Here is a 23,948-nt window from a genome sequence, read left to right as displayed (position 1 = left end):
GCGCTGCGCCTCCGGCTTTTCTTTGTGCTATAGTAGCGCCCCTTTTCCACCAGATGCTTAAAACTTCGCCATGTCGTCAGAACACCAGACCGCTTTTCCTGCACACCGTTTCTCTATTGCGCCAATGCTCGACTGGACGGACAGACACTGCCGCTATTTCCTGCGCCAGCTCTCCCGCCATACGCTGCTGTACACCGAAATGGTGACCACGGGCGCAATTATTCACGGTAAGGGCGACTACCTGGCATACAGTGAAGAAGAGCATCCGGTTGCGCTGCAGCTGGGGGGCAGCGATCCGGTCGCGCTGGCCCAGTGTGCAAAGCTGGCGGAAGAACGCGGCTACGACGAGATCAACCTGAACGTTGGCTGCCCTTCCGACCGCGTGCAAAACGGCATGTTCGGCGCCTGTCTGATGGGTAACGCACAGCTGGTGGCGGACTGCATTAAAGCGATGCGCGATGTGGTCTCCATTCCTGTGACGGTCAAAACCCGTATCGGCATTGACGACCAGGACAGCTACGAATTCCTGTGCGATTTCATCAATACGGTGTCAGGGAAAGGCGAGTGTGAGATGTTTATCATCCACGCCCGCAAAGCCTGGCTTTCAGGCCTTAGCCCGAAAGAGAACCGTGAGATCCCGCCGCTGGACTACCCGCGCGTGTACCAGCTGAAACGTGATTTCCCGCACCTGACGATGTCAATCAACGGCGGTATTACGTCGCTGGAAGAGGCGAAAGCGCACCTTGAGCATATGGATGGCGTGATGGTCGGGCGCGAGGCGTATCAAAATCCGGGCATTCTGGCGACGGTCGATCGCGAAATCTTTGGCGTTGCAGGCGCAGACACCGATCCGGTTACCGTCGTGCGTGCCATGTACCCTTACATTGAGCGCGAGTTGAGCAATGGCACCTATCTAGGCCACATCACCCGCCATATGCTTGGCCTGTTCCAGGGTATTCCGGGCGCGCGCCAGTGGCGTCGCTACCTCAGTGAGAACGCGCATAAAGCCGGTGCCGATATTGAGGTGCTGGAACATGCGCTGCGGCTGGTGGCGGATAAGCGATAATTTCGCTAAAAGATCGTCAAATTCACCACGCCCTGCGGATCCTCGCGGGGCGTTTTGCTTTAAGAACAATAGGTTAGTTTTGGCATGATTCTTGTAATGATTGCAGCATCATTCGGGAACTCGTGGGAGAGCACCATGCTTGAACTACTTTTTGTGATTGGCTTTTTTGTCATGCTGATGGTCACGGGCGTGTCGCTGCTCGGCATTCTGGCCGCGCTCGTTGTGGCCACGGTGGTTATGTTTATTGGCGGATTATTTGCCCTGACGATCAAACTGCTGCCGTGGCTGCTGCTGGCTATCGCCGTGGTGTGGGTAATACGGGCGATTAAAGCGCCAAAACTGCCGACTTATCAGCGCAATAACCGCTTCCGTTACTAAGGTATTGAGGGGTTCGTCACATACTTGTAACTTTTCCGGCAGCATGGCTTAGAACAGAATAGGATTTACTTATCGAATCTGTCACTATGGCTGCCGCTACAGAATTCATCGAGCTGTACCCTACATACAGCCGAACTAAAAAAAGAAAGGGCTTCCCACGGGAAGCCCAATTTCTTTTTGGGGGTCAGGGAATTAGCAAACTGGAACCCTGCGTCGCCCGGCTTTCCAGCACCTCATGCGCGCGCTGCGCATCGGTTAGCGGGTATTTCTGCGCATCCGCCACATCCACCTTAATCACGCCGCTGGCTATTAGCGAGAACAACTCGTTGCTGGCTTCCTCCAGTTCTTCCCGGTTGGTGATGTAACCCTGCAAAGAAGGGCGCGTCACGTACAGCGACCCTTTCTGATTCAGAATGCCGAGATTGATGCCGGTGACAGCGCCTGAGGCGTTACCAAAGCTCACCATCAGCCCGCGACGCTGCAGGCAGTCCAGCGACGCTTCCCAGGTGTCTTTCCCCACCGAGTCATACACGACGCGTACTTTTTTGCCGCCGGTAATCTCTTTTAGCCGCTCGACGATGCTCTCTTCCCGGTAGTTGATCACCTGCCACGCGCCCGCGTCCAGCGCACGCTGGGCTTTTTGCGCACTGCCTGTGGTGCCGATCAGCTTCGCGCCTAAGGCTTTCGCCCACTGGCAGGCAATCAGCCCCACGCCACCGGCGGCAGCATGGAACAGGAACTGCTCATCGGGCTTAATTTCGTAGGTTTTGCGCAGCAGGTAATAGACCGTCAGCCCTTTCAGGAATGAGGCGGCCGCCTGCTCAAAGGAGATGGCGTTCGGCAGCAGGGCGGCTTTGTCCGCCGGGACGTTGTGGATGGAGCTATAAGCGCCCAGGGCAGACTGTGCATACACCACACGATCGCCTTCTTTAATGTGCTTAACCGCACTGCCCACTTTGCTGACGATGCCGGCCGCCTCAGTGCCCAGGCCACTCGGCATTGACGGAGGCGGGTAGAGACCGCCGCGAATATAGGTATCAATGTAGTTAATGCCGATAGCTCTGTTTTCCACCTGAATTTCGTTCTCGCCAGGCGCGGTGGGGGTAAACTCCACCGCTTTCAGCACTTCAGGACCGCCGTGTTTCTGGAACTCAATGCGCGTTGCCATGCTCCCTCCGTAAGAAAAATATGGTAATCTTTCGACCCACTCTTTATCTCGGTAACTCCATTCACTATGGCAGGAAACAAACCCTTCAACAAACAGACTGAACCTCGCGAGCGTGATTTCCAGGTCGCAGGGTTAAAAGTCCCGCCGCACTCGATTGAAGCGGAACAGTCGGTGTTGGGCGGTTTAATGCTGGATAACGAACGCTGGGACGACGTCGCCGAGCGCGTAGTGTCTGAAGATTTCTACACACGTCCGCACCGCCATATCTTTACCGAAATGGCGCGCCTGCAGGAGTCCGGCAGCCCGATTGACCTGATCACGCTCGCGGAGTCGCTGGAGCGTCAGGGGCAGCTGGACAGCGTCGGCGGCTTTGCCTACCTGGCAGAGCTGTCAAAAAACACGCCAAGTGCGGCGAACATCAGCGCTTACGCCGACATCGTGCGCGAACGTGCCGTCGTCCGCGAGATGATCTCGGTAGCGAACGAAATCGCCGAAGCCGGATTCGACCCGCAGGGCCGCACCAGCGAAGACCTGCTCGACCTTGCTGAGTCCCGCGTCTTTAAAATCGCCGAAAGCCGTGCCAACAAAGATGAAGGCCCGAAAAACATCGCCGACGTACTCGACGCCACCGTTGCGCGTATAGAGCAGCTTTTCCAGCAGCCGCACGACGGCGTGACCGGGGTGAACACAGGCTATGACGATCTCAACAAAAAAACGGCGGGTCTTCAGCCGTCGGATTTGATTATCGTCGCGGCGCGTCCGTCGATGGGTAAAACGACATTTGCGATGAACCTCGTCGAAAATGCGGCGATGTTGCAGGATAAGCCGGTGCTTATTTTCAGTCTCGAGATGCCCTCGGAGCAGATTATGATGCGTTCTCTGGCATCCCTGTCGCGCGTGGATCAGACCCGCATCCGTACCGGCCAGCTCGACGACGAGGACTGGGCGCGCATCTCCGGCACCATGGGCATTTTGCTGGAAAAACGGAACATCTATATCGATGACTCCTCCGGCCTGACGCCGACGGAAGTGCGCTCCCGCGCGCGCCGCATCGCCCGTGAACACGGCGGCATCGGCCTTATCATGATCGACTACCTTCAGCTGATGCGCGTCCCGTCGCTCTCCGACAACCGTACGCTGGAAATTGCAGAGATTTCCCGCTCGCTCAAGGCGTTAGCTAAAGAGCTTCACGTGCCGGTAGTGGCGCTGTCGCAGCTTAACCGCTCCCTGGAACAGCGTGCAGACAAACGCCCGGTCAACTCCGACCTGCGTGAATCCGGCTCCATTGAGCAGGATGCCGACTTAATCATGTTCATCTACCGTGATGAGGTCTATCACGAGAACAGCGACCTGAAAGGGATCGCCGAAATTATTATTGGTAAGCAACGTAACGGCCCCATCGGTACGGTACGTCTGACCTTTAACGGACAGTGGTCGCGTTTCGACAACTATGCCGGTCCTCAATATGATGATGAGTAATTTCTAAGGAATTCAAATGCAAGCGGCAACTGTTGTTATTAACCGCCGCGCTCTGCGACACAACCTGCAACGTCTGCGTGAACTGGCGCCCGCCAGCAGGCTCGTTGCAGTCGTGAAAGCGAACGCTTACGGACACGGTCTTCTTGAGACCGCGCGAACGCTCCCCGATGCCGACGCCTTTGGCGTCGCCCGTCTCGAAGAAGCTCTCCGCCTGCGCGCAGGCGGCATTACGCAACCGATTCTGCTCCTCGAAGGTTTTTTTGAAGCCTCAGATCTGCCGACCATTGCAGACCAGCAGCTGCATACGGCTGTCCATAACGAAGAACAACTGGCCGCGCTGGAAACGGCTGAACTGAGCGAGCCGGTCACCGTCTGGATGAAGCTCGATACGGGCATGCACAGGCTGGGCGTGCGTCCGGAAAACGCGGAGGCGTTTTATCAGCGTTTGTGCCAGTGCAAAAATGTGCGTCAGCCGGTCAATATCGTCAGCCACTTCGCCCGTGCCGATGAGCCCGAATGTGGCGCAACCGAGCAGCAGCTTGATATCTTCAACACCTTCTGCGAAGGCAAGCCGGGAATGCGCTCCATTGCGGCATCCGGCGGCATTCTGCTGTGGCCGCAATCCCACTTCGACTGGGCGCGTCCGGGGATTATCCTGTATGGCGTTTCCCCGCTTGAGAATAAACCCTGGGGGCCGGACTTAGGCTTTAAGCCGGTGATGTCGCTGGTATCAAAGCTGATTGCCGTGCGGGAGCACAAAGCGGGCGAGCCGGTGGGTTACGGCGGTACCTGGACCAGCGAGCGCGACACGCGGCTTGGCGTGGTGGCGATGGGCTACGGCGACGGCTATCCGCGCGCGGCACCAACGGGCACGCCGGTGCTGGTCAATGGTCGTGAAGTGAAAATTGTCGGCCGCGTGGCGATGGACATGATTTGCGTGGATCTTGGGCCCGGCGCGCAGGATAAAGCGGGCGACGATGCGGTGATGTGGGGTGAAGGTCTGCCCGTCGAGCGCATTGCTGAGATTACAAAAGTAAGTGCTTACGAACTTATTACGCGTCTGACGTCGCGGGTGGCGATGAAATACATCGACTGAGCTTTAACGGGATGCGATGCATCCCGCTTCTGTTAACATCCCCTCGATCTTATTCCGCTTCCGGTTTATTGTTGAAAACCCTGCCTCATAATAATCCGGAGAACATCGCGTGTTTCAGAAAGTAGACGCCTACGCCGGCGACCCTATTCTCTCCTTAATGGAGCGTTTCAAAGAAGATCCTCGCAGCGATAAAGTGAACCTCAGCATTGGTCTGTATTACAACGAGGATGGCATCATTCCTCAACTGAAAGCCGTTGCCGAAGCCGAAGCACGTCTTAACGCAACCCCGCACGGTGCTTCGCTTTATTTGCCGATGGAAGGGTTAAACACCTACCGTAATACGATTGCGCCGCTGCTGTTTGGTGCGGACCACGCGGTGCTCGCGCAAAAGCGCGTGGCGACTATCCAGACGCTGGGCGGCTCGGGTGCGCTGAAGGTAGGCGCAGATTTCCTGAAAAAATATTTCCCGGATTCCGGCGTGTGGGTCAGCGACCCGACGTGGGAAAACCACGTGGCCATCTTTGAAGGTGCGGGCTTTAAGGTCGAGACCTATCCGTGGTTCGACAGCGAAACCAACGGCGTGCGCGTCGAAGCGCTGCTGGAAAAACTGAACACCCTGCCGGCGCGCAGCATCGTGCTGCTGCACCCATGCTGCCATAACCCGACCGGGGCGGACCTCACCAATGCCCAGTGGGATGCGGTGATCGAGGTGCTGAAGGCACGTAATTTGATCCCGTTCCTCGACATCGCCTATCAGGGCTTTGGCGCGGGCATGGAAGAAGATGCTTACGCCATCCGCGCCGTTGCCAGCGCCGGGCTGCCAGCGCTGGTCAGCAACTCCTTCTCAAAGATCTTCTCTCTCTACGGCGAGCGCGTTGGCGGTCTGTCCGTGGTGTGTGAAGACGCCGAAGCCGCGGGGCGCGTTCTCGGCCAACTGAAAGCGACGGTCCGCCGTATTTACTCCAGCCCGCCGAACTTTGGTGCGCAGGTGGTGGCGACCGTTCTGGGCGACGAACAGCTGAAAGCCACCTGGCTTGCGGAAGTGGAAGCGATGCGCAAGCGCATTCTGTCGATGCGTCAGGAACTTGTTAACGTGCTGAAAGAGGCGGTGCCGGGGCATAACTTCGACTATCTGCTCAAGCAGCGCGGGATGTTCAGCTATACCGGACTGAGCGCGGCACAGGTCGATCGCCTGCGTGACGAGTTCGGCGTCTACCTGATCGCCAGCGGCCGTATGTGCGTGGCGGGCCTGAATGCCGGCAACGTCCAGCGCGTGGCGCAGGCGTTTGCTGCTGTAATGTAAATGCTCACTAACCCAGCCCTCTCCCCGTGGGAGAGGGCTGGGGTGAGGGCATCAGACCGCATAAACACGTCCCCCGGCACTTTGTGATCGTCTTCTTTTTATTCATCTTTATAAGTAAAAACTCCTTTCCTTCCCCTCCCGCCGGGGTTATGGTCGGATAGATTTTTGACCATCCACTCAAAATATAAAGATAACAAACTGAATATTCAGGGGAAAATATGCGCAAGATCACACTGGCGCTCAGCGCCGCCTGCTTATTGTTCTCGCTTAATAGCGCCGTCGTCGCGCGAGCTTCCGCACCGACGCCGCTTTACACCGGCACCACCGCCGCCATCCTTGCCGAGCAGGCACCCATTCACTGGGTTTCCGTGGCCCAAATCGAAAACAGCCTGATGGGCCGCCCGCCAATGGCCGTGGGCTTCGACATTGACGATACCGTGCTGTTCTCAAGCCCTGGCTTCTGGCGTGGCAAGAAAACGTATTCTCCGGACAGCGAAGCGTATCTGAAGAACCCGGAGTTCTGGGAAAAAATGAATAACGGCTGGGATGAGTTCAGCATTCCGAAAGAGGTGGCCCGCGCGCTGATCGCCATGCACGTTAAGCGCGGCGACAGCATTTACTTTGTCACCGGCCGTAGCCAGACCAAAACGGAGACCGTATCCAAAACCCTGCAGGACGATTTTCAGATCCCGGCGGCCAGCATGAATCCGGTCATTTTTGCCGGTGATAAAGAGGGACAAAACACCAAAACCCAGTGGCTGGAGCAGAAAAACATCAAAGTGTTCTACGGTGATTCGGATAACGACATTACCGCGGCGCAGGATGTGGGGGCCAGAGCGATCCGGGTGCTGCGTGCCTCTAACTCTACCTATCGACCGCTGCCGATGGCAGGCAAGTTTGGCGAGGAGGTGATTGTTAACTCCGAGTATTAGTTCTAGAGCGGCGGGTTTGATTCTTTTTTGAACAAATCCGCCGCTGCGGGTTTTACCTTTCGCCTTCTTGCTGCACACTTAGAAAGATTCATCTTTCAGAACGGAGCAGCTCATGTGGTATCAACAGACCCTGACCTTAAGCGCTAAACCCCGCGGGTTTCACCTGGTGACGGACGAAGTCATCGGGCAACTCCGCGACCTGTCGCGCGTCAAAACGGGTTTACTGCATCTGCTGCTTCAGCACACGTCAGCCTCCCTCACGCTTAATGAAAATTGCGACCCTACCGTCCGGTCTGATATGGAACACCATTTCCTGAAGACGGTTCCGGACAACGCCCCCTACGAGCACGATTATGAAGGCGCAGATGACATGCCTTCGCATATCAAATCTTCTCTGCTGGGCGTATCGCTGATGCTGCCGGTTCATAACGGGCGGCTAATGCTGGGAACGTGGCAAGGGATCTGGCTGGGAGAACATCGCATTCACGGTGGTTCGCGTAAAATTATCGCAACGCTACAAGGGGAATAAAGATGACAATTTCGGAGATACTTCAGTACTGCATGAGCAAGCCTGGCGCGGAACAAAGCGTTCACAGCGACTGGAAAGCCACGCAGATCAAAGTGGGAGACGTGCTGTTTGCGATGGTGAAAGAGGTTGAAGGGCGCCCGGCGGCGTCGCTGAAAACCAGCCCGGAACTGGCGGATCTATTACGTCAGCAGCATGATGATGTGAGGCCGAGCCAGCACCTCAATAAGGCGCACTGGAGTACCGTTTATCTGGACGGCTCGCTGCCCGGCTCGCAAATTTACTATCTGGTGGATGCGTCCTACAAGCAGGCGGTTGAACTGCTGCCGGAAGCGACCCGACAGCAGCTCTCCGTGTAACAATTACAGCAACGGTTTAAGGAAGCGCGCGGTGTGCGAGGCTTCGCACTCTGCAACGGTCTCTGGCGTACCGGAGACGAGGATTTCACCCCCGCCGCTACCGCCTTCCGGGCCGAGATCGACAATCCAGTCCGCGGTTTTAATCACGTCCAGATTATGTTCGATGACCACAATCGTGTTGCCCTGATCGCGCAGCTGATGCAGCACCTCAAGCAACTGCTGTATATCCGCAAAGTGCAGGCCGGTGGTCGGCTCATCCAGAATGTAGAGCGTCTGGCCGGTACCACGCTTGGACAGCTCGCGCGCCAGCTTCACGCGCTGCGCCTCACCGCCGGACAGGGTTGTTGCTGACTGCCCCAGGCGAATGTAGGTCAGGCCTACGTCCATCAGCGTCTGCAGCTTACGCGCCAGCGCAGGGACGGCGTCAAAGAACTCGCGCGCCTCTTCGATGGTCATGTCCAGCACTTCGTGAATGGTCTTGCCTTTGTATTTAATCTCCAGCGTTTCGCGGTTATAGCGCTTGCCTTTGCACTGGTCGCACGGCACGTAGATATCCGGCAGGAAGTGCATCTCAACCTTGATCACGCCGTCGCCCTGACACGCTTCACAGCGGCCGCCGCGCACGTTAAAGCTGAAACGTCCTGGCGTATACCCGCGCGAACGCGCTTCCGGTACGCCGGCGAAGAGTTCACGTACGGGCGTGAAGACGCCGGTATAGGTTGCCGGGTTAGAGCGCGGCGTACGGCCAATCGGGCTCTGGTCGATGTCGATAACCTTGTCGAAATGCTCCAGCCCCTGAATATCGCGGTACGGTGCAGGCTCGGCCAGCGTCGCGCCGTTCAGCGCCGTCTGCGCAATCGGGAACAGCGTATCGTTGATCAGCGTCGATTTACCGGAACCGGACACGCCGGTAATGCAGGTAAACAGGCCAACCGGCAGCGTCAGGGTGACGTCCTTCAGGTTGTTGCCGCGCGCCCCTGTGAGCTCCAGCACTTTTTCCGGGTTCGCCGCGACGCGCTGTTTTGGTACTTCAATTTTGCGCTTGCCGCTCATGTACTGGCCGGTCAGCGACTCGGGCACCGCCATAATGTCCTTCAGCGTACCTTCCGCCACCACCTGGCCGCCGTGCACGCCCGCGCCCGGGCCGATGTCGATCACGTGGTCTGCGGCGCGAATTGCGTCTTCGTCGTGCTCCACCACGATTACCGTGTTGCCGAGATTGCGCAGGTGGATCAGCGTGCCGAGCAGACGCTCGTTGTCGCGCTGGTGCAGGCCGATGGACGGTTCATCCAGCACGTACATCACGCCGACTAAGCCCGCGCCAATCTGGCTCGCCAGACGGATACGCTGGGCTTCACCGCCGGAGAGCGTTTCCGCCGAGCGGGAAAGCGTCAGGTAGTTCAGGCCAACGTTCACGAGGAACTTGAGGCGATCGCCGATCTCTTTCAGCACTTTTTCGGCGATTTTCGCACGCTGGCCGGAAAGCTTCAGGTTGTTGAAGAAGTCCATTGCGTGGCCGATGCTCATGTCTGAGATGGTCGGCAGCGCCGTGTTTTCCACAAACACGTGGCGCGCTTCGCGACGCAGACGCGTGCCCTCACAGGTGGCGCAGGAGCGGTTGCTGATGAACTTCGCCAGCTCCTCGCGCACCGCGCTGGATTCGGTCTCTTTGTAGCGGCGCTCCATATTGTGCAGCACCCCTTCGAACGGGTGGCGACGCACGGAGGTATCGCCGCGATCGTTCATGTATTTGAACTCGATGTTCTCTTTGCCGGAACCGAACAGGATCACTTTGTGCACGTTCGGGCTCAGGCTCGCCCACGGCGCTTCAACGTCGAATTTGTAGTGCTCCGCCAGCGACTTCAGCATCTGGAAGTAGTAGAAGTTACGCTTATCCCAGCCGCGAATCGCACCGCCCGCGAGCGACAGCTCGGGGTTCTGGATCACGCGATCCGGATCGAAATACTGCTGCACGCCCAGACCGTCACAGGTCGGGCACGCGCCCGCCGGGTTGTTGAACGAGAACAGGCGCGGTTCCAGCTCGCGCATGCTGTAGCCGCAAATCGGGCAGGCGAAGTTGGCGGAGAAGAGCAGCTCTTCCGCTTTCGGGTCGTCCATGTCGGAGACCACGGCCGTGCCGCCAGAGAGTTCCAGCGCGGTTTCAAAGGATTCAGCCAGACGCGTGGCGAGATCGTCACGCACCTTAAAGCGGTCAATCACCACTTCGATGGTGTGTTTCTTTTGCAGCTCAAGCTTTGGCGGATCGGACAGGTCACACACTTCGCCGTCGATACGGGCGCGGATATAGCCCTGGCTTGCCAGGTTCTCCAGCGTTTTGGTGTGCTCGCCTTTACGCTCTTTGATGATCGGTGCCAGCAGCATCAGGCGTTTGCCTTCCGGCTGCGACAGCACGTTATCCACCATCTGGCTCACGGTCTGTGCCGCCAGCGGGACATCGTGGTCCGGGCAGCGCGGCTCACCCACGCGGGCATACAGCAGACGCAGGTAGTCATGGATTTCGGTAATGGTACCGACCGTTGAACGCGGGTTATGCGAGGTAGACTTCTGCTCAATAGAGATAGCAGGCGATAACCCTTCAATATGGTCGACATCCGGTTTTTCCATCAGCGACAGGAACTGACGCGCGTACGCCGAGAGCGATTCAACGTAACGACGCTGTCCTTCGGCATACAAGGTGTCGAAAGCCAGTGAGGATTTGCCAGACCCCGAAAGCCCGGTCACGACGATGAGTTTGTCGCGAGGGATTATGAGGTTGATATTCTTGAGATTATGGGTGCGGGCGCCCCGAACTTCGATCTTATCCATTCACCTTTCCCGGTTGGAACACGGATTGCCTGGTTTGTTTGAAGGACAAACGGCTGTCAGAAACGGCTAATTATGACACAAAATGACCTGTTTGAATATACAGTATTGGAATGCATTTTCTGATTCACTGTGTAACAATGTTGAGTTCGCGGGAGAACTCTGGAACGTGCTACGCAACTATCAAAGTGCAGCATGGAAATGGTACACTCGCGCGTTTACACTATTAAGAAACGTATTCAGGAGACACGAACATGGCCAGCAGAGGCGTAAACAAGGTGATTCTCGTCGGTAATCTGGGCCAGGACCCGGAAGTACGCTACATGCCGAGTGGTGGCGCAGTTGCCAACATTACGCTGGCTACTTCCGAATCCTGGCGTGATAAAGCGACCGGTGAAATGAAAGAGCAGACCGAATGGCACCGCGTTGTGCTGTTTGGCAAACTGGCCGAAGTAGCCGGTGAGTATCTGCGTAAAGGTTCTCAGGTCTATATCGAAGGCCAGCTGCGTACCCGCAAATGGACCGACCAATCCGGTCAGGAAAAATACACCACGGAAGTGGTGGTGAACGTGGGCGGCACCATGCAAATGCTGGGTGGCCGTCAGGGCGGTGGCGCACCGGCAGGTGGCGGTCAGAACCAGCAGCAGGGCGGTTGGGGTCAGCCTCAGCAGCCGCAGGGCGGCAACCAGTTCAGCGGCGGCGCGCAGTCTCGTCCGCAGCAGCAGTCTGCTCCGGCACCGTCTAACGAACCGCCAATGGACTTCGACGACGATATCCCGTTCTGATCAACGGATGCTAAAACAAAAAACCCAGACATCGTCTGGGTTTTTTTATTGCTGAAGGGATCAGGTAATCACCATCGGCCAGTCTGGTGGGGTGTGGTTCATCGCCTCAACCATCACCACTTTTATATTTTCCCAGACCGCGGCCATATCCAGCAGGGTAATGCCCAGCAGGCCCGTTGCGAACCAGCAGGCCGCGCCAAGCCCTAACAGGGTACTTATGACGGCAAGACCCGCGTAGTCGGATTTACGAAACTGAATGTTCAGCGTGCTGGCTAAAAACATCAAAACCGCGCTCAACAAGGGCCAGCGCAGGAGAACCATGCTGGTAGTAATGGTTGCCATAAAACCCATCCTCTACAAAACAGACGAACTGAATGAAACAGTGTTTCTCGTTACACAATATGTGTGAACTATATCACATTTGTTGATTTATTCGCCAGTGTCTGCGTAGCCAAAAAAGGGGATTTTATTACCCGAAAAAAAGAGCATGCGGTTCGGGACCGCCTTCGCACAGGGGGAGGCGGATCCACAACGCGCTGAGGTAATCCCGTCGGGTGAGTGGGGAAGAGCATCTGGAGGCAGAGAGACGGCCAGTCGTGCCGTTTTTAGGGGGCGCATTATTTTCTGATAATATTGTGGTGATGTCTGATTATTTATAAAACAACGAACAAAATATACCCGCAGAAATAGGATGAAACGTCACGTTGGTGTTGTACTTTTTTCATGCCGCCAGAAGTTTTGCTTAATCAGCGATCCTCTGTTGTGTTCTCTTCAAACCTCCCGTACGCGATGGATAATTATTTTCCTTAATTAAAACGGAACGAATACTTACAGTTTAGCTTACGGGAAAATATTATCGTCATAACGAAATTTAAGATTTTTAATACTAAAAGTCAGTTGCTAACTTCGCATGATTCATGCAACGTAATCACCTGTTTAACAAAGCATCCGGCCTTCATTACTACAGGCGTACAACATGCAGGGATATAGGGCGGGAAATGAATCGTAGCGCGCGGCGCAAAATGCTCAGAGTGGTAGGGATCATCATGGTAGTTATGCTGCCGGTGATGCTTGCTCTATGGTTTGCCCAGCTACGAGCCGAGTCGGAAACGAGCGCTCAGCTACGGACATTTGCTGAACTGGCTTTAGACAAAACAGAACTGGTAATTCAACAAGTTGAACTGGCCAGGGGCGAGGCAGAAAAATATCAGGGTGAACGTTGTACGCCGGAACATCGTCAATATATGTTGAACGTTGTTCGTGGCCGCCTGTTTGTCGCCGATTTAATTTATGCTGAAGGTCAGAATTTTCTTTGTTCGACCGTTTTTACACCGGATCAACCCTACGTCATTCCGGTCGCTAATTACACGCGTAAACCTGACGTTGCTATCTATTATTTTCGCGATACGCCATTTTATACTGGCTATAAAATGACATATATGCAGCGCGGAAATTATGTCGTGGTGGTCAATCCGCTTTCTTACAGTGAAGTGATGTCTACCGATCATTCCCTTGCATGGGGGGTATACGACACGGTAACTAATGCCTTCTTTTCCGTCAGCCAGAAAGCCAATGCGACTTTATTAAATTCGATGATTCGGGATAAGGAATCGGTATTTCAAAAAGATAACCGTTTCTATACCGTCGTGAAATCGACAAATCGGCCTATTGCCGCCATCGTGTCGACGTCAGATAAACGTTTTTATGAAACGCTCTATCACCAGGCGACGTTGACGCTACCGCTGGGAATGATCTGCAGCATTATTATTTTGCTGGTGTGGTCCCGCACCCATCGTGAGCTTAATTCGCCGGGGCGCTTACTGCACCGGGCGCTGAACAAGCGCCAGCTTTGTGTGCACTATCAGCCGATTATTGATATCAAGAACAACCAGTGTGTGGGGGCAGAGGCGCTGTTGCGCTGGCCTGGTTTCAATGGGCAGGTAATGAGCCCGGCTGAGTTTATTCCGCTTGCGGAAAAAGAGGGAATGAGCGAGCGGATTACGGATTATGTCGTTGAGGAGGTGTTCAGCGATCTGGGCCATTTCCTGGCGGCGCATCCGCATCTCTATATTTCGATCAACCTGTCGGCCACGGACTTCCACTCCTCGCGGCTGATCGCCATGATTTCTGACAAGGCCCGGCACTACGCCGTACGCGCCCAGCAAATTAAAATTGAAGTGACGGAGCGCGGCTTTATCGATGTGCCAAAAACCACGCCGGTGATTCAGGCCTTCCGTCAGGCGGGCTATGAAGTGGCGATCGATGATTTCGGGACCGGTTATTCCAACCTGCACAACCTCTACTCGTTGAACGTGGATATTCTGAAAATCGATAAATCGTTTATCGACACTTTAACCACCAACAGCACCAGCCACCTGATCGCCGAGCATATTATCGAGATGGCGCAAAGCCTGCGGCTTAAAACCATTGCGGAAGGGGTTGAGACGGCTGAGCAGGTGAGCTGGCTGTTGAAGCGCGGCGTTGAGTTCTGTCAGGGATGGCACTTCGCGAAAGCGATGCCGCCCCAGGAGTTTATGACCTGGCAGCAGCAACCTTTGCACTGATATGCATTAATTCAACTGGTGGCGATAATCGCTCGGCGTACGGTCAAACTCGCGGCGAAACACGCGGGAAAAGGTTTGTTGCGAGACATAGCCAAGATCCATCGCGATATCAAAAATCGGCCGCTGCGTTGAGCGTAACGCCTGCGCCGCCAGCAGGAGCCTGCGCTGACGAATGTACTCCCCCAGCGTCTGGTGCATGACCGTGCGGAACATTCTCTGTAAATACCATTTCGAATAGCCCGATTTTTTTGCGACCACATCAATGTTCAACGGTTGGTCGATATGATCGTCAATCCATTCAATAAGTGTCTGAATAATTTGCTGATGCGACATAAGGTTGCCCCTCTGTAGATACAACTTTCTCGGTTGATTCGTCGTTTTCTCTGCGGGGGAGTATAATTCCTCAAGTTAACTTGAGGTAAAGAGGTTTTATGGAAAAGAGATTGCCGCGCATTAAAGCGCTTTTAACCCCCGGCGAAGTGGCAAAGCGAAGCGGCGTTGCGGTATCGGCGCTCCACTTCTATGAAAGCAAAGGGTTAATTAAAAGCATCCGTAACGGCGGAAACCAGCGCCGCTATACCCGTGACGTGCTCCGCTACGTGGCGATTATCAAAATTGCTCAACGCATCGGCATTCCCCTGGCGACGATCGGTGAGGCATTCGGCGTGTTGCCGGAAGGGCATACGCTTAGCCCGAAAGAGTGGAAAGAGCTTTCGTCCCAGTGGCGTGAAGAGCTGGACAGGCGTATCCACACGCTGGTGGCGCTGCGTGACGAGCTGGACGGCTGTATCGGCTGCGGCTGCCTGTCCCGTAGCGACTGCCCGCTACGTAACCCTGGCGACAGGTTGGGCGAGCAGGGGACCGGGGCGCGACTGCTGGAGGAGGATTGAGTTCTTGCGGCAAAAAGCATAATAAAGAACTAAAGCGCCACTAAGGGCGCTTTAGTTTTTCCCGGTCTTTGTCTTTCTCTCTATCCCGCTGGTTCACGGGAGGGTTTCCCCCGACATCAGCACCCCTCGTGTCGAGCTGGTTGGGGAGGTTCCGGATTGTGCTGACACTTTAATTCTATGCAAGACCCGTTTTTTCGCCAGCCGCGCTAGCCGTTTTTTAGACGAAATTTTTTCGCGGTGTTGTTCGATTTTCTATAGTTAAAAAGTATGAATAACAGGAGAAAATCATGCTCACGGTACATCACCTTAACCAGTCGCGCTCGCACCGCGTGATCTGGGCGCTGGAAGAGCTCGCCCTGCCTTATGAGATTGTTCACTACCAGCGCGAAAAGAACATGCTGGCACCCGAGTCCCTCAAAAAGGTGCATCCGTTGGGCAAATCGCCGGTCATTGAAGATAACGGGCTGATCCTTGCGGAGTCAGGCGCCATTCTGGAGTATCTGCAGGAAACCTATGATGCCGAATCGCGGCTGAAGCCTTTAGACCCCGCGCATAAGGTGCAATACCGCTTCTGGCTGCATTACGCAGAAGGGTCGCTGATGCCGCTGCTGCTCATGAAGCTGGTCTTCAGCAGCCTGGGCAAGCCGCCCGTGCCGTTTGGCATCCGAACACTGGGCAAGGCGCTGGGGCAGGGGGTACAGAAAGCGTATCTCAACCCCCAGCTGGAGACCCATGCGCGCTTTATTGACTCACATCTTGCTAAAAACAGCTGGTTTGCCGGAGAGACGTTAAGCATGGCCGACATTCAGATGAGCTTCCCCCTCTTTGCCCTGCTGGCGCGCGGCGGCATTGCTAATCTGCCGCATATTCAGGCATGGAAGCAAAAAGTGGAAACTAGTCCTGGCTGGCAAAGAGCCCTGCAACAAGGTGGCCCGTTAACGATCCCGGGCGAGGATTGAAATGTAAACAAATTGCGCATAGACGATAACGTTTGCGCATCCTCTGTTTATTTCTTCATCGTCATAAGTGAATTTTAGCGAAAAACGATAAAGTTCAGTTGAAAAGGGCGGGTATTAGGCTGGATAATCGTTTGCCTTAATTTGACCACCCGTTTTATAAGCGCGGAGCTAAACGTTTGCTTTTTTTGTGACGCCCTTTCGTCGCAAACGCAACACACGGATTTGACGTTTTAGCTGGCAGCGGTGTCTCCACCACGCTTATGGACGTTCTATAAAAACTCTCAGGGGATGTTTTCTATGTCTACGCCATCTGCGCGTACCGGCGGTTCACTTGACGCCATGTTTAAAATTTCGGCTCGTGGCAGCACCGTGCGCCAGGAAGTCGTTGCCGGTCTGACCACGTTTCTGGCGATGGTTTACTCCGTCATCGTGGTGCCGGGCATGCTGGGCAAGGCGGGCTTCCCGCCTGCGGCTGTCTTTGTCGCCACCTGCCTGGTGGCCGGCGTGGGCTCCATCGTAATGGGCCTGTGGGCGAACCTGCCGCTGGCGATTGGTTGCGCCATCTCTTTGACCGCCTTTACCGCGTTCAGTCTGGTGCTGGGCCAGCAGATCAGCGTACCGGTTGCCCTCGGCGCCGTGTTCCTGATGGGTGTACTGTTTACCATTATTTCTGCCACCGGCATCCGTAGCTGGATTTTGCGCAACCTGCCGCAGGGCGTGGCGCACGGCACCGGTATCGGTATCGGCCTGTTCCTGCTGCTGATCGCTGCCAACGGCGTGGGTCTGGTCATCAAGAACCCGCTGGACGGCCTGCCGGTAGCGCTCGGTCATTTTGCGAGTTTCCCGGTCATTATGTCGCTCATCGGTCTGGCGGTGATTATCGGCCTGGAAAAACTGAAGGTGCCGGGCGGCATTTTGCTGACCATTATTGGCATTTCCATCGTCGGCCTGATTTTCGATCCGACCGTTCACTTCTCCGGTATTTTCGCCATGCCGTCGCTGAGCGATGACAAAGGCAACTCCCTGATCGGCAGCCTGGATATCGTCGGCGCGCTGAACCCGGTGATCCTGCCAAGCGTGCTGGCGCTGGTGATGACCGCGGTATTTGACGCCACCGGTACCATTCGCGCGGTGGCCGGTCAAGCCAACCTGCTGGATAAAGACGGTCAGATTATTGATGGCGGCAAAGCGCTGACCACCGACTCCCTGAGCAGCGTCTTCTCTGGTCTGGTGGGTGCGGCGCCTGCGGCGGTGTATATCGAATCTGCAGCGGGTACGGCGGCAGGCGGTAAAACCGGCCTGACGGCCATCACCGTTGGCGTGCTGTTCCTGCTGATCCTGTTCCTCTCTCCGCTCTCCTACCTGGTGCCTGCGTATGCGACCGCGCCAGCGCTGATGTACGTCGGCCTGCTGATGCTGAGCAACGTGGCGAAAATCGATTTTGCGGACTTCGTGGATGCCATGTCCGGCCTGATTACCGCAGTGTTTATCGTCCTGACCTGTAACATCGTGACCGGCATCATGATCGGTTTCGCGTCGCTGGTGATTGGTCGTCTGGTTTCCGGTGAGTGGCGCAAGCTGAACATCGGCACCGTGGTGATCGCCGTTGCGTTGGTCGCCTTCTACGCGGGCGGCTGGGCAATCTAAATTATCCATTGATGCGAAAACGGGTGGCTCAGGCCGCCCGTTTTTATTTTCAGGACTCATCCCGTTGCCTTTTGCGTTACTCTGGAGAGGATAGAATAAGAGGCACGACGCCTCAGGTTTGGCTTAAAAAGAAACACAGCAAACAGGGAACGCATGGAAATTTTCTTCACAATACTCATCATGACCCTTGTGGTCTCGTTATCCGGGGTAGTCACACGCGTACTGCCCTTCCAGGTCCCCCTGCCTTTAATGCAAATAGCCATCGGCGCGCTGCTGGCGTGGCCGACGTTCGGTCTGCACGTGGAGTTCGATCCGGAACTTTTCCTCGTGCTGTTTATCCCGCCGCTGCTGTTTGCCGATGGGTGGAAAACGCCGACGCGCGAATTTCTTGAGCACGGGCGAGAGATCTTCGGCCTGGCGCTGGCGCTGGTGGTCGTTACCGTGGTTGGGATTGGTTTCCTGATCTACTGGGCCGTACCGGGTATCCCGTTAATTCCCGCCTTTGCGCTGGCCGCCGTGCTGTCGCCGACCGACGCCGTGGCCCTTTCCGGCATTGTGGGTGAAGGGCGCATTCCGAAGAAAATAATGGGCATTTTGCAGGGCGAGGCGTTAATGAACGACGCTTCCGGCCTGGTGGCCCTGAAGTTTGCCGTGGCGGTAGCCATGGGCACCATGGTCTTTACCATTGGTGGCGCGACCCTGGAATTCTTCAAGGTGGCGATTGGCGGTATTCTCGCGGGTTTCGTGGTGAGCTGGCTGTATGGTCGTTCGCTGCGCTTCCTCAGCCGCTGGGGCGGCGATGAACCGGCGACGCAAATCGTTCTGCTGTTCCTGCTGCCGTTTGCCTCTTACCTTATCGCTGAACATATCGGCGTCTCGGGCATTCTGGCGGCGGTAGCGGCGGGGATGACCATCACCCGCTCCGGCGTGATGCGCCGCGCGCCGCTGGCGATGCGCCTGCGCGCCAACAGCACCTGGGCGATGCTGGAGTTTGTCTTTAACGGCATGGTCTTCCTGCTGCTGGGCCTGCAGCTGCCGGGCATTATGGAATCCTCGCTGATCGCGGCGGAGGCGGATCCAAACGTTGAAGTCTGGATGCTGTTTACCGATATCGTGCTGATCTACATGGCATTAATGCTGGTGCGTTTCGGCTGGCTGTGGACGATGAAAAAGTTCAGCGTCCGCTTCCTGACGAAAAAGCCGATGGAGTTCGGCTCCTGGACCACGCGCGAGCTGCTGATTGCCTCCTTCGCGGGCGTACGCGGGGCGATAACCCTCGCCGGTGTGCTCTCTATTCCGCTGCTGCTGCCGACGGGCGACGTCTTCCCGGCGCGCTACGAACTGGTGTTCCTGGCGGCGGGCGTGATTCTCTTCTCGCTGTTTGTCGGCGTGATTATGCTGCCGATTTTACTCCAGCACATTGATGCCGGTGACTCGACCCAACAGCACAAAGAGGAGCGGATAGCCCGTGCGGCGACGGCAGAAGTCGCGATTGTCGCCATTGAGAAGATGGAGGAGCGTCTGGCTGCCGATGCCGAAGAGAACATTGATAACCAGCTGCTGAAGGAAGTCAGTTCACGCGTGATTGGTAATTTGCGCCGTCGTGCTGACGGACGTAACGACGTGGAAAGTTCGTTGCAGGAAGAGAACCTCGAGCGTCGTTTCCGTCTGGCGGCGCTGCGCTCCGAGCGTGCCGAGCTGTATCACCTGCGCGCGACGCGTCAGATCAGCAACGAGACGCTGCAAAAGCTGCTGCACGATCTGGACCTGCTGGAAGCGCTGCTGATAGAGAATCAGTAGCGCGTTGTTGCCCGGTGGCGCTGCGCTTACCGGGCCTACATTTGAACCGTAGGCCGGGTAAGGCGAAGCCGCCACCCGGCACTATTCAGACCGCACCCAAAACCCCTCACAACATTGCAGCCACGCCTGTGCGCTGTGCGAAAGATACACCCCTTCACGCCAGATCATCCCTAACTGCCAGTGCAGGTCGCTCTCCAGCGGGATCCAGCGCAGCGTGTTTTTATCCAGCCGCTCGCAGATCGGCTGCGGCAGAATGGCAATTCCCACGCCCGCCTGCACCATTGCCGCGAGGAAATCCCACTGGCCGCTGCGCACCGCAATGCGCGGCTTCACGTTATGGTGGTTAAACAGGGTCATCAGCTGGCGGCTTAAGGCGAAGTCTTCGTTGTAGATCAGCAGCGGGTGTTCACCGAGCAGATCGGGCTTCACTGAGTCTATCTTCAGCCAGTCGCCGGAGCGGGGCACCAGCACGCACAGTGGATGGCTGAACAGCGGCAGCGTTGCCAGCCCGCTCTCTTCCTCCACGGGAAGGGCCGTCATCGCCACGTCCAGCTCGCCGTTGATCACCGCCTGCTGCACGGTCAGGCCGCCAAACTCAGATATTTTAAGCTCAACGCCGGGGTAGCGCTGGCGAAACAGGCTTATCGGCCCGGCCATCATCATGCCAACCATCGGCGGAATGCCGAGCCGCAGCAGACCTTTCGTCAGGTGGTTGATGTCCGCAAGCTCGGCCTCAAGCTGGCGGAACTCCGCCAGGATCGCCAGCCCGCGCTCGAACACCACGCGTCCGGTATCGGTCAGCAGCAGCTTGCGTCCGTCGCGGATCAGCAGGGTACAGTTCAGCTCGTCTTCGAGGTTTTTCAGCATTTTGCTGATGGTTGGCTGGGTAACGAACAACTTCTCCGCTGCGCGGGTAAAACTTTGCTGGCGAACCACCTCGACAAAATAGCGCAGCGTTCTTATGTCCATGATTATTCCTCGAAACTATACCTTCGATGATTTTAATTCATTTCAGTCGATGACGTACGCTCACTATACTGGCGCCTCGTCTCATTTCTGAGGAAAACCCCCATGGCCGTGGCGTTAAGCCGTGTTACGCCTGCCGTTGTGCAACGACTCCAGGTCCCGGTTCAGGTACTGCTCTACGCGGGACTGTTTATTTTTGCGGAATACCTTGTCGACTGGCTGCATCTGCCTTTACCCGCCAACCTGGTGGGGATGGTGCTGATGCTGGCGCTGATCCTCTGCCGCGCGTTGCCCCTCAGCTGGGTGCGCGCCGGCGCGCGCTGGCTGCTGGCGGAGATGCTGCTGTTCTTCGTTCCGGCCGTGGTGGCGGTGGTGAACTATGCGCAGCTGCTGATGGTCGACGGCTGGCGCATCTTCACGGTTATTGCCCTGAGCACGCTGATGGTGCTGGGTGCCACCGCCTGGGTGGTGGATAAGGTGTACCGGTTCGAAATCAGCAGGCAAAAGCATGACTAACTTTCAGATAAGCGTGCTGTGCCTGATCGTGACGATCGCCATCTACTTTGCCAACAAGCGCCTGTATCGCCGCTTTCGCACGCTGCCGCTGATGCCGCTGGTCTTTACGCCGATCCTGCTGGTGCTGATGCTGGTCTTCGGCCATATCTCCTGGCAGAACTACATTGGTGAATCCCACTGGCTGCTGTGGCTGCTCGGCCCGGCGACTATCGCCTTTGCGGTGCCGGTGTATGACAACCTGGCCATTATCAAACGCCACTGGATGTCGCTCAGCGCGGGCGTCGTCACCGCGACGGTGGTGGCGGTCTGTAGCTCCGTCTGGCTGGCGCGGCTGTTTACCCTCTCCGATGAAATTCAGCGCAGCCTGGCCGTGCGCTCGGTGACCACGCCGTTTGCGCTGGCGGCCGCCAAACCGCTCGGCGGGCAGCCGGATCTGGTGGCGCTGTTTGTGGTCGTCACCGGCGTATTCGGCATGGCGGTGGGGGATGTGCTGTTTCTGCGGCTGTCCATTCGGGAAGGGATGGCGAAAGGAGCAGGGTTTGGCGCGGCATCTCACGGGGCAGGCACGGCGCGTTCGTATGAGCTGGGTCAGCAGGAAGGGGTCGTTGCAAGCCTGGTGATGATGCTCTCGGGCGTAACGATGGTGCTGATTGCGCCGCTGGTGGCGTGGGTGATGTTTTAAGCTCCCCGGCCAGAGCAACCGGGGAGAAAGGCTTAGTGCGCGCGGCCCTGCTCAACGCCGAGGCCGGTTTGTGAGCGGATAAACTGGGCGCGGAATTTCTCACGCTCCAGGTTACCCTCCGGCGAGTTGTCGGTAGCCGAGAAGACCCAGATACCGATAAACGCCACGGCAATGGAGAACAGCGCCGGGTACTCGTACGGGAAGATAGCGCTTTCGTGACCGAGGATCTGCACCCAGATGGTCGGGCCGAGGATCATCAGAATTACCGCTGTCAGCAGGCCGAGCCAGCCGCCTATCATCGCCCCACGGGTGGTCAGTTTGGACCAGTACATGGAGAGCAGAATGATTGGGAAGTTACAGCTTGCCGCAATCGAGAAGGCCAGTCCCACCATAAAGGCGATGTTCTGCTTCTCAAACAGGATCCCCAGCAGAATAGCGACCACGCCCAGCACCAGCACGGTGATTTTGGAAACCTTCAGCTCGTCGCGCTCGCTCGCGCCTTTACGGAAGACGTTGGCGTAGAGGTCGTGCGATACCGCAGACGCGCCCGCCAGCGTCAGCCCGGCGACCACCGCAAGGATGGTGGCGAAGGCCACGGCGGAGATAAAGCCGAGGAACAGGTTGCCGCCCACCGCGTCGGCCAGGTGCACCGCCGCCATGTTGTTACCGCCAATCAGCGCGCCCGCCGCGTCTTTAAACGCCGGGTTCGCGCCCACCAGCATGATCGCGCCGAAGCCGATGATAAAGGTCAGGATGTAGAAGTAACCCATAAAGCCGGTGGCGTAGAAGACGCTCTTACGCGCTTCACGCGCGTCTGACACCGTGAAGAAACGCATCAGAATGTGCGGCAGGCCAGCGGTACCAAACATCAGGCCGAGACCGAGAGAGAGCGCGGAGATCGGATCTTTCACCAGCCCGCCCGGGCTCATGATCGCTTCTCCTTTCGGGTGGACAGCCATCGCTTCGGTGAACAGGTTATTGAAGCTGAAGCCGACGTGTTTCATCACCATAAAGGCCATAAAGCTCGCGCCGAACAGCAGCAGTACGGCTTTGATGATCTGCACCCAGGTGGTGGCCAGCATGCCGCCGAACAGAACGTACATCACCATCAGCACGCCCACCAGCACCACCGCGACGTGGTAGTTCAGGCCAAACAGCAGTTCGATAAGCTTGCCCGCGCCCACCATCTGGGCGATCAGATACAGCGCCACCACTACCAGCGAGCCGCAGGCGGAGAGGGTACGAATCGGCCCCTGCTTCAGGCGATAGGATGCCACGTCAGCGAAGGTGTAACGTCCCAGGTTGCGCAAGCGTTCGGCAATCAGGAACAGAATGATCGGCCAGCCGACGAGGAAGCCGAGGGAGTAGATCAGACCGTCATAGCCGGAGGTGTACACCAGCGCGGAGATCCCGAGGAACGAGGCGGCGGACATAAAGTCACCCGCAATCGCCAGGCCGTTCTGGAAACCGGTAATGTTGCCGCCCGCGGTGTAGTAATCGTTACGGGAGCGCACGCGTTTCGATGCCCAGTACGTAATGTACAGCGTCAGCACCACGAAAATCAGGAACATGATAATCGCCTGCCAGTTGGTTGGCTGGCGCTGTACCTCGCCGGTAATGGCATCCGCCGCGTGGGCGGCAAAGGGAAGTGTGGCGGCTAGCGCCGTCAGGACTCGCTTCATGATGCTTTTACCTCTTGCAGTACCGCTTTATTAAGACGATCGAACTCACCGTTCGCGCGCCAGACGTAGACGCCGGTCAGCACAAATGAAATCACGATCACGCCAATGCCAATGGGGATACCGCGCGTCACGCTGGTGCCCTCATGTAACGGGGTGCCCAGCCAGTGCGGCGCAAAGGCGATCAGCAGAATAAAGCCGACGTAGATAATCAGCATGATGATGGAAAGGGTGAAGGCAAACCGTTGCCGCTTATCGACGAGCTCCCTGTAGTGCGCACTATTCTCTATCTGCTGACAAATATCGTTATTCATCACAGAAATCTCCAGA

Annotated in this window: 23 protein-coding genes; 16 read left to right on the top strand and 7 right to left on the bottom strand. The window is 56.7% G+C overall.

What is annotated here, in order from left to right; genetic code table 11:
• Nucleotides 1-70 precede the first annotated feature (70 nt).
• Nucleotides 71-1,066, top strand: a complete 996-nt coding sequence (dusA, locus tag IM265_RS14235) for a tRNA dihydrouridine(20/20a) synthase DusA (RefSeq protein WP_048959355.1) — start codon at nt 71-73, stop codon at nt 1,064-1,066.
• A 135-nt stretch (nt 1,067-1,201) separates the two neighbouring features.
• Entirely contained in the window at nt 1,202-1,444 is a 243-nt protein-coding gene (pspG, locus tag IM265_RS14230; RefSeq protein WP_028015168.1) for an envelope stress response protein PspG, read from the top strand.
• 184 nt (nt 1,445-1,628) lie between these two features.
• On the opposite strand, the gene IM265_RS14225 is transcribed toward pspG, so the two are convergent.
• A complete protein-coding gene (locus IM265_RS14225) occupies nt 1,629-2,612 on the bottom strand; it encodes a quinone oxidoreductase (protein WP_193032011.1) in 984 nt (327 codons plus the stop codon).
• 66 nt (nt 2,613-2,678) lie between these two features.
• Between IM265_RS14225 and dnaB the strand changes: the two genes are divergently transcribed.
• The 6 genes from dnaB to IM265_RS14195 all read left to right on the top strand — a co-directional run bounded on the left by dnaB (nt 2,679) and on the right by IM265_RS14195 (nt 8,307).
• Nucleotides 2,679-4,091 carry a replicative DNA helicase gene (gene dnaB / locus IM265_RS14220; RefSeq protein WP_008503375.1) on the top strand — a complete coding sequence of 471 codons (1,413 nt, stop codon included), beginning with the start codon at nt 2,679-2,681 and terminating at the stop codon, nt 4,089-4,091.
• Nucleotides 4,092-4,107: 16 nt separating this feature from the next.
• Entirely contained in the window at nt 4,108-5,187 is a 1,080-nt protein-coding gene (gene alr / locus IM265_RS14215) for an alanine racemase (RefSeq protein WP_028015170.1), read from the top strand.
• A 109-nt stretch (nt 5,188-5,296) separates the two neighbouring features.
• Nucleotides 5,297-6,490, top strand: a complete 1,194-nt coding sequence (gene tyrB, locus IM265_RS14210) for an aromatic amino acid transaminase (RefSeq protein WP_045260940.1) — start codon at nt 5,297-5,299, stop codon at nt 6,488-6,490.
• 218 nt (nt 6,491-6,708) lie between these two features.
• Nucleotides 6,709-7,422, top strand: a complete 714-nt coding sequence (gene aphA / locus IM265_RS14205) for an acid phosphatase AphA (protein ID WP_041911537.1) — start codon at nt 6,709-6,711, stop codon at nt 7,420-7,422.
• 112 nt (nt 7,423-7,534) lie between these two features.
• Nucleotides 7,535-7,951, top strand: coding sequence for a secondary thiamine-phosphate synthase enzyme YjbQ (locus IM265_RS14200; protein WP_041911536.1), 417 nt, complete (start codon nt 7,535-7,537; stop codon nt 7,949-7,951).
• A 2-nt stretch (nt 7,952-7,953) separates the two neighbouring features.
• Nucleotides 7,954-8,307 (top strand): MmcQ/YjbR family DNA-binding protein, encoded by a 354-nt coding sequence (locus IM265_RS14195; protein ID WP_028015174.1) that lies wholly within the window; start codon nt 7,954-7,956, stop codon nt 8,305-8,307.
• Nucleotides 8,308-8,310: 3 nt separating this feature from the next.
• Here the strand turns inward: IM265_RS14195 and uvrA are convergent, their stop codons facing one another.
• Nucleotides 8,311-11,133, bottom strand: a complete 2,823-nt coding sequence (gene uvrA, locus IM265_RS14190) for an excinuclease ABC subunit UvrA (protein ID WP_193032009.1) — start codon at nt 11,131-11,133, stop codon at nt 8,311-8,313.
• A 251-nt stretch (nt 11,134-11,384) separates the two neighbouring features.
• Between uvrA and ssb1 the strand changes: the two genes are divergently transcribed.
• A complete protein-coding gene (gene ssb1 / locus IM265_RS14185; protein ID WP_006810470.1) occupies nt 11,385-11,915 on the top strand; it encodes a single-stranded DNA-binding protein SSB1 in 531 nt (176 codons plus the stop codon).
• A gap of 60 nt (nt 11,916-11,975) precedes the next feature.
• Here the strand turns inward: ssb1 and IM265_RS14180 are convergent, their stop codons facing one another.
• On the bottom strand, nt 11,976-12,257 hold the full coding sequence (locus IM265_RS14180; RefSeq protein WP_028015176.1) for a YjcB family protein: 282 nt from the start codon (nt 12,255-12,257) through the stop codon (nt 11,976-11,978).
• A gap of 656 nt (nt 12,258-12,913) precedes the next feature.
• Between IM265_RS14180 and IM265_RS14175 the strand changes: the two genes are divergently transcribed.
• Nucleotides 12,914-14,479 carry an EAL domain-containing protein gene (locus tag IM265_RS14175; protein WP_028015177.1) on the top strand — a complete coding sequence of 522 codons (1,566 nt, stop codon included), beginning with the start codon at nt 12,914-12,916 and terminating at the stop codon, nt 14,477-14,479.
• A gap of 6 nt (nt 14,480-14,485) precedes the next feature.
• Here IM265_RS14175 and soxS read toward each other — a convergent pair whose 3' ends face one another.
• Nucleotides 14,486-14,812, bottom strand: coding sequence for a superoxide response transcriptional regulator SoxS (soxS, locus tag IM265_RS14170; protein ID WP_008503387.1), 327 nt, complete (start codon nt 14,810-14,812; stop codon nt 14,486-14,488).
• A gap of 98 nt (nt 14,813-14,910) precedes the next feature.
• Here soxS and soxR point away from each other — a divergent pair, with 98 nt between their 5' ends.
• The 4 genes from soxR to IM265_RS14150 all read left to right on the top strand — a co-directional run bounded on the left by soxR (nt 14,911) and on the right by IM265_RS14150 (nt 19,775).
• Nucleotides 14,911-15,369, top strand: coding sequence for a redox-sensitive transcriptional activator SoxR (gene soxR, locus IM265_RS14165; RefSeq protein ID WP_023331806.1), 459 nt, complete (start codon nt 14,911-14,913; stop codon nt 15,367-15,369).
• Nucleotides 15,370-15,656: 287 nt separating this feature from the next.
• A complete protein-coding gene (locus IM265_RS14160; protein WP_193032001.1) occupies nt 15,657-16,328 on the top strand; it encodes a glutathione S-transferase family protein in 672 nt (223 codons plus the stop codon).
• Between the two features lie 297 nt (nt 16,329-16,625).
• Nucleotides 16,626-17,975 carry a guanine/hypoxanthine transporter GhxP gene (ghxP, locus tag IM265_RS14155; protein ID WP_193031998.1) on the top strand — a complete coding sequence of 450 codons (1,350 nt, stop codon included), beginning with the start codon at nt 16,626-16,628 and terminating at the stop codon, nt 17,973-17,975.
• A gap of 153 nt (nt 17,976-18,128) precedes the next feature.
• Nucleotides 18,129-19,775: a Na+/H+ antiporter gene (locus IM265_RS14150; RefSeq protein ID WP_028015180.1), complete on the top strand. Its 1,647-nt coding sequence runs from the start codon at nt 18,129-18,131 to the stop codon at nt 19,773-19,775.
• Nucleotides 19,776-19,856: 81 nt separating this feature from the next.
• Here IM265_RS14150 and IM265_RS14145 read toward each other — a convergent pair whose 3' ends face one another.
• A complete protein-coding gene (locus tag IM265_RS14145; protein ID WP_041911529.1) occupies nt 19,857-20,744 on the bottom strand; it encodes a LysR family transcriptional regulator in 888 nt (295 codons plus the stop codon).
• Between the two features lie 102 nt (nt 20,745-20,846).
• Here IM265_RS14145 and IM265_RS14140 point away from each other — a divergent pair, with 102 nt between their 5' ends.
• Both IM265_RS14140 and IM265_RS14135 read left to right on the top strand, forming a co-directional pair.
• Complete coding sequence (locus IM265_RS14140) at nt 20,847-21,257, top strand: CidA/LrgA family protein (protein WP_155026727.1); 411 nt, start codon at nt 20,847-20,849, stop codon at nt 21,255-21,257.
• Nucleotides 21,250-21,939, top strand: coding sequence for an LrgB family protein (locus IM265_RS14135; protein ID WP_193031996.1), 690 nt, complete (start codon nt 21,250-21,252; stop codon nt 21,937-21,939). The genes IM265_RS14140 and IM265_RS14135 overlap by 8 nt, the downstream gene beginning before the upstream one ends.
• Nucleotides 21,940-21,971: 32 nt before the next feature.
• Here the strand turns inward: IM265_RS14135 and actP are convergent, their stop codons facing one another.
• Both actP and IM265_RS14125 read right to left on the bottom strand, forming a co-directional pair.
• Nucleotides 21,972-23,621: a cation/acetate symporter ActP gene (actP, locus tag IM265_RS14130; protein ID WP_045261053.1), complete on the bottom strand. Its 1,650-nt coding sequence runs from the start codon at nt 23,619-23,621 to the stop codon at nt 21,972-21,974.
• Nucleotides 23,618-23,932: a DUF485 domain-containing protein gene (locus IM265_RS14125; RefSeq protein ID WP_028015185.1), complete on the bottom strand. Its 315-nt coding sequence runs from the start codon at nt 23,930-23,932 to the stop codon at nt 23,618-23,620. The genes actP and IM265_RS14125 overlap by 4 nt, the downstream gene beginning before the upstream one ends.
• Nucleotides 23,933-23,948: the final 16 nt, after the last annotated feature.

It is taken from the genome of Enterobacter cloacae complex sp. P17RS, from assembly GCF_014895885.1.
Lineage (GTDB): Bacteria > Pseudomonadota > Gammaproteobacteria > Enterobacterales > Enterobacteriaceae > Enterobacter > Enterobacter bugandensis.
Note: the sequence above shows the minus strand (reverse complement) of the source record. Positions and strands in the feature narration are given on the sequence as shown.

What these genes read in the sequence shown, in the direction of transcription:
- dusA (WP_048959355.1), top strand. Translation starts at nt 71, where the DNA reads ATGTCGTCAGAACACCAGACCGCTTTTCCTGCACACCGTTTCTCTATT.
- pspG (WP_028015168.1), top strand. Translation starts at nt 1,202, where the DNA reads ATGCTTGAACTACTTTTTGTGATTGGCTTTTTTGTCATGCTGATGGTC.
- IM265_RS14225 (WP_193032011.1), bottom strand. Translation starts at nt 2,612, where the DNA reads ATGGCAACGCGCATTGAGTTCCAGAAACACGGCGGTCCTGAAGTGCTG.
- dnaB (WP_008503375.1), top strand. Translation starts at nt 2,679, where the DNA reads ATGGCAGGAAACAAACCCTTCAACAAACAGACTGAACCTCGCGAGCGT.
- alr (WP_028015170.1), top strand. Translation starts at nt 4,108, where the DNA reads ATGCAAGCGGCAACTGTTGTTATTAACCGCCGCGCTCTGCGACACAAC.
- aphA (WP_041911537.1), top strand. Translation starts at nt 6,709, where the DNA reads ATGCGCAAGATCACACTGGCGCTCAGCGCCGCCTGCTTATTGTTCTCG.
- IM265_RS14200 (WP_041911536.1), top strand. Translation starts at nt 7,535, where the DNA reads ATGTGGTATCAACAGACCCTGACCTTAAGCGCTAAACCCCGCGGGTTT.
- IM265_RS14195 (WP_028015174.1), top strand. Translation starts at nt 7,954, where the DNA reads ATGACAATTTCGGAGATACTTCAGTACTGCATGAGCAAGCCTGGCGCG.
- uvrA (WP_193032009.1), bottom strand. Translation starts at nt 11,133, where the DNA reads ATGGATAAGATCGAAGTTCGGGGCGCCCGCACCCATAATCTCAAGAAT.
- ssb1 (WP_006810470.1), top strand. Translation starts at nt 11,385, where the DNA reads ATGGCCAGCAGAGGCGTAAACAAGGTGATTCTCGTCGGTAATCTGGGC.
- IM265_RS14180 (WP_028015176.1), bottom strand. Translation starts at nt 12,257, where the DNA reads ATGGCAACCATTACTACCAGCATGGTTCTCCTGCGCTGGCCCTTGTTG.
- IM265_RS14175 (WP_028015177.1), top strand. Translation starts at nt 12,914, where the DNA reads ATGAATCGTAGCGCGCGGCGCAAAATGCTCAGAGTGGTAGGGATCATC.
- soxS (WP_008503387.1), bottom strand. Translation starts at nt 14,812, where the DNA reads ATGTCGCATCAGCAAATTATTCAGACACTTATTGAATGGATTGACGAT.
- soxR (WP_023331806.1), top strand. Translation starts at nt 14,911, where the DNA reads ATGGAAAAGAGATTGCCGCGCATTAAAGCGCTTTTAACCCCCGGCGAA.
- IM265_RS14160 (WP_193032001.1), top strand. Translation starts at nt 15,657, where the DNA reads ATGCTCACGGTACATCACCTTAACCAGTCGCGCTCGCACCGCGTGATC.
- ghxP (WP_193031998.1), top strand. Translation starts at nt 16,626, where the DNA reads ATGTCTACGCCATCTGCGCGTACCGGCGGTTCACTTGACGCCATGTTT.
- IM265_RS14150 (WP_028015180.1), top strand. Translation starts at nt 18,129, where the DNA reads ATGGAAATTTTCTTCACAATACTCATCATGACCCTTGTGGTCTCGTTA.
- IM265_RS14145 (WP_041911529.1), bottom strand. Translation starts at nt 20,744, where the DNA reads ATGGACATAAGAACGCTGCGCTATTTTGTCGAGGTGGTTCGCCAGCAA.
- IM265_RS14140 (WP_155026727.1), top strand. Translation starts at nt 20,847, where the DNA reads ATGGCCGTGGCGTTAAGCCGTGTTACGCCTGCCGTTGTGCAACGACTC.
- IM265_RS14135 (WP_193031996.1), top strand. Translation starts at nt 21,250, where the DNA reads ATGACTAACTTTCAGATAAGCGTGCTGTGCCTGATCGTGACGATCGCC.
- actP (WP_045261053.1), bottom strand. Translation starts at nt 23,621, where the DNA reads ATGAAGCGAGTCCTGACGGCGCTAGCCGCCACACTTCCCTTTGCCGCC.
- IM265_RS14125 (WP_028015185.1), bottom strand. Translation starts at nt 23,932, where the DNA reads ATGAATAACGATATTTGTCAGCAGATAGAGAATAGTGCGCACTACAGG.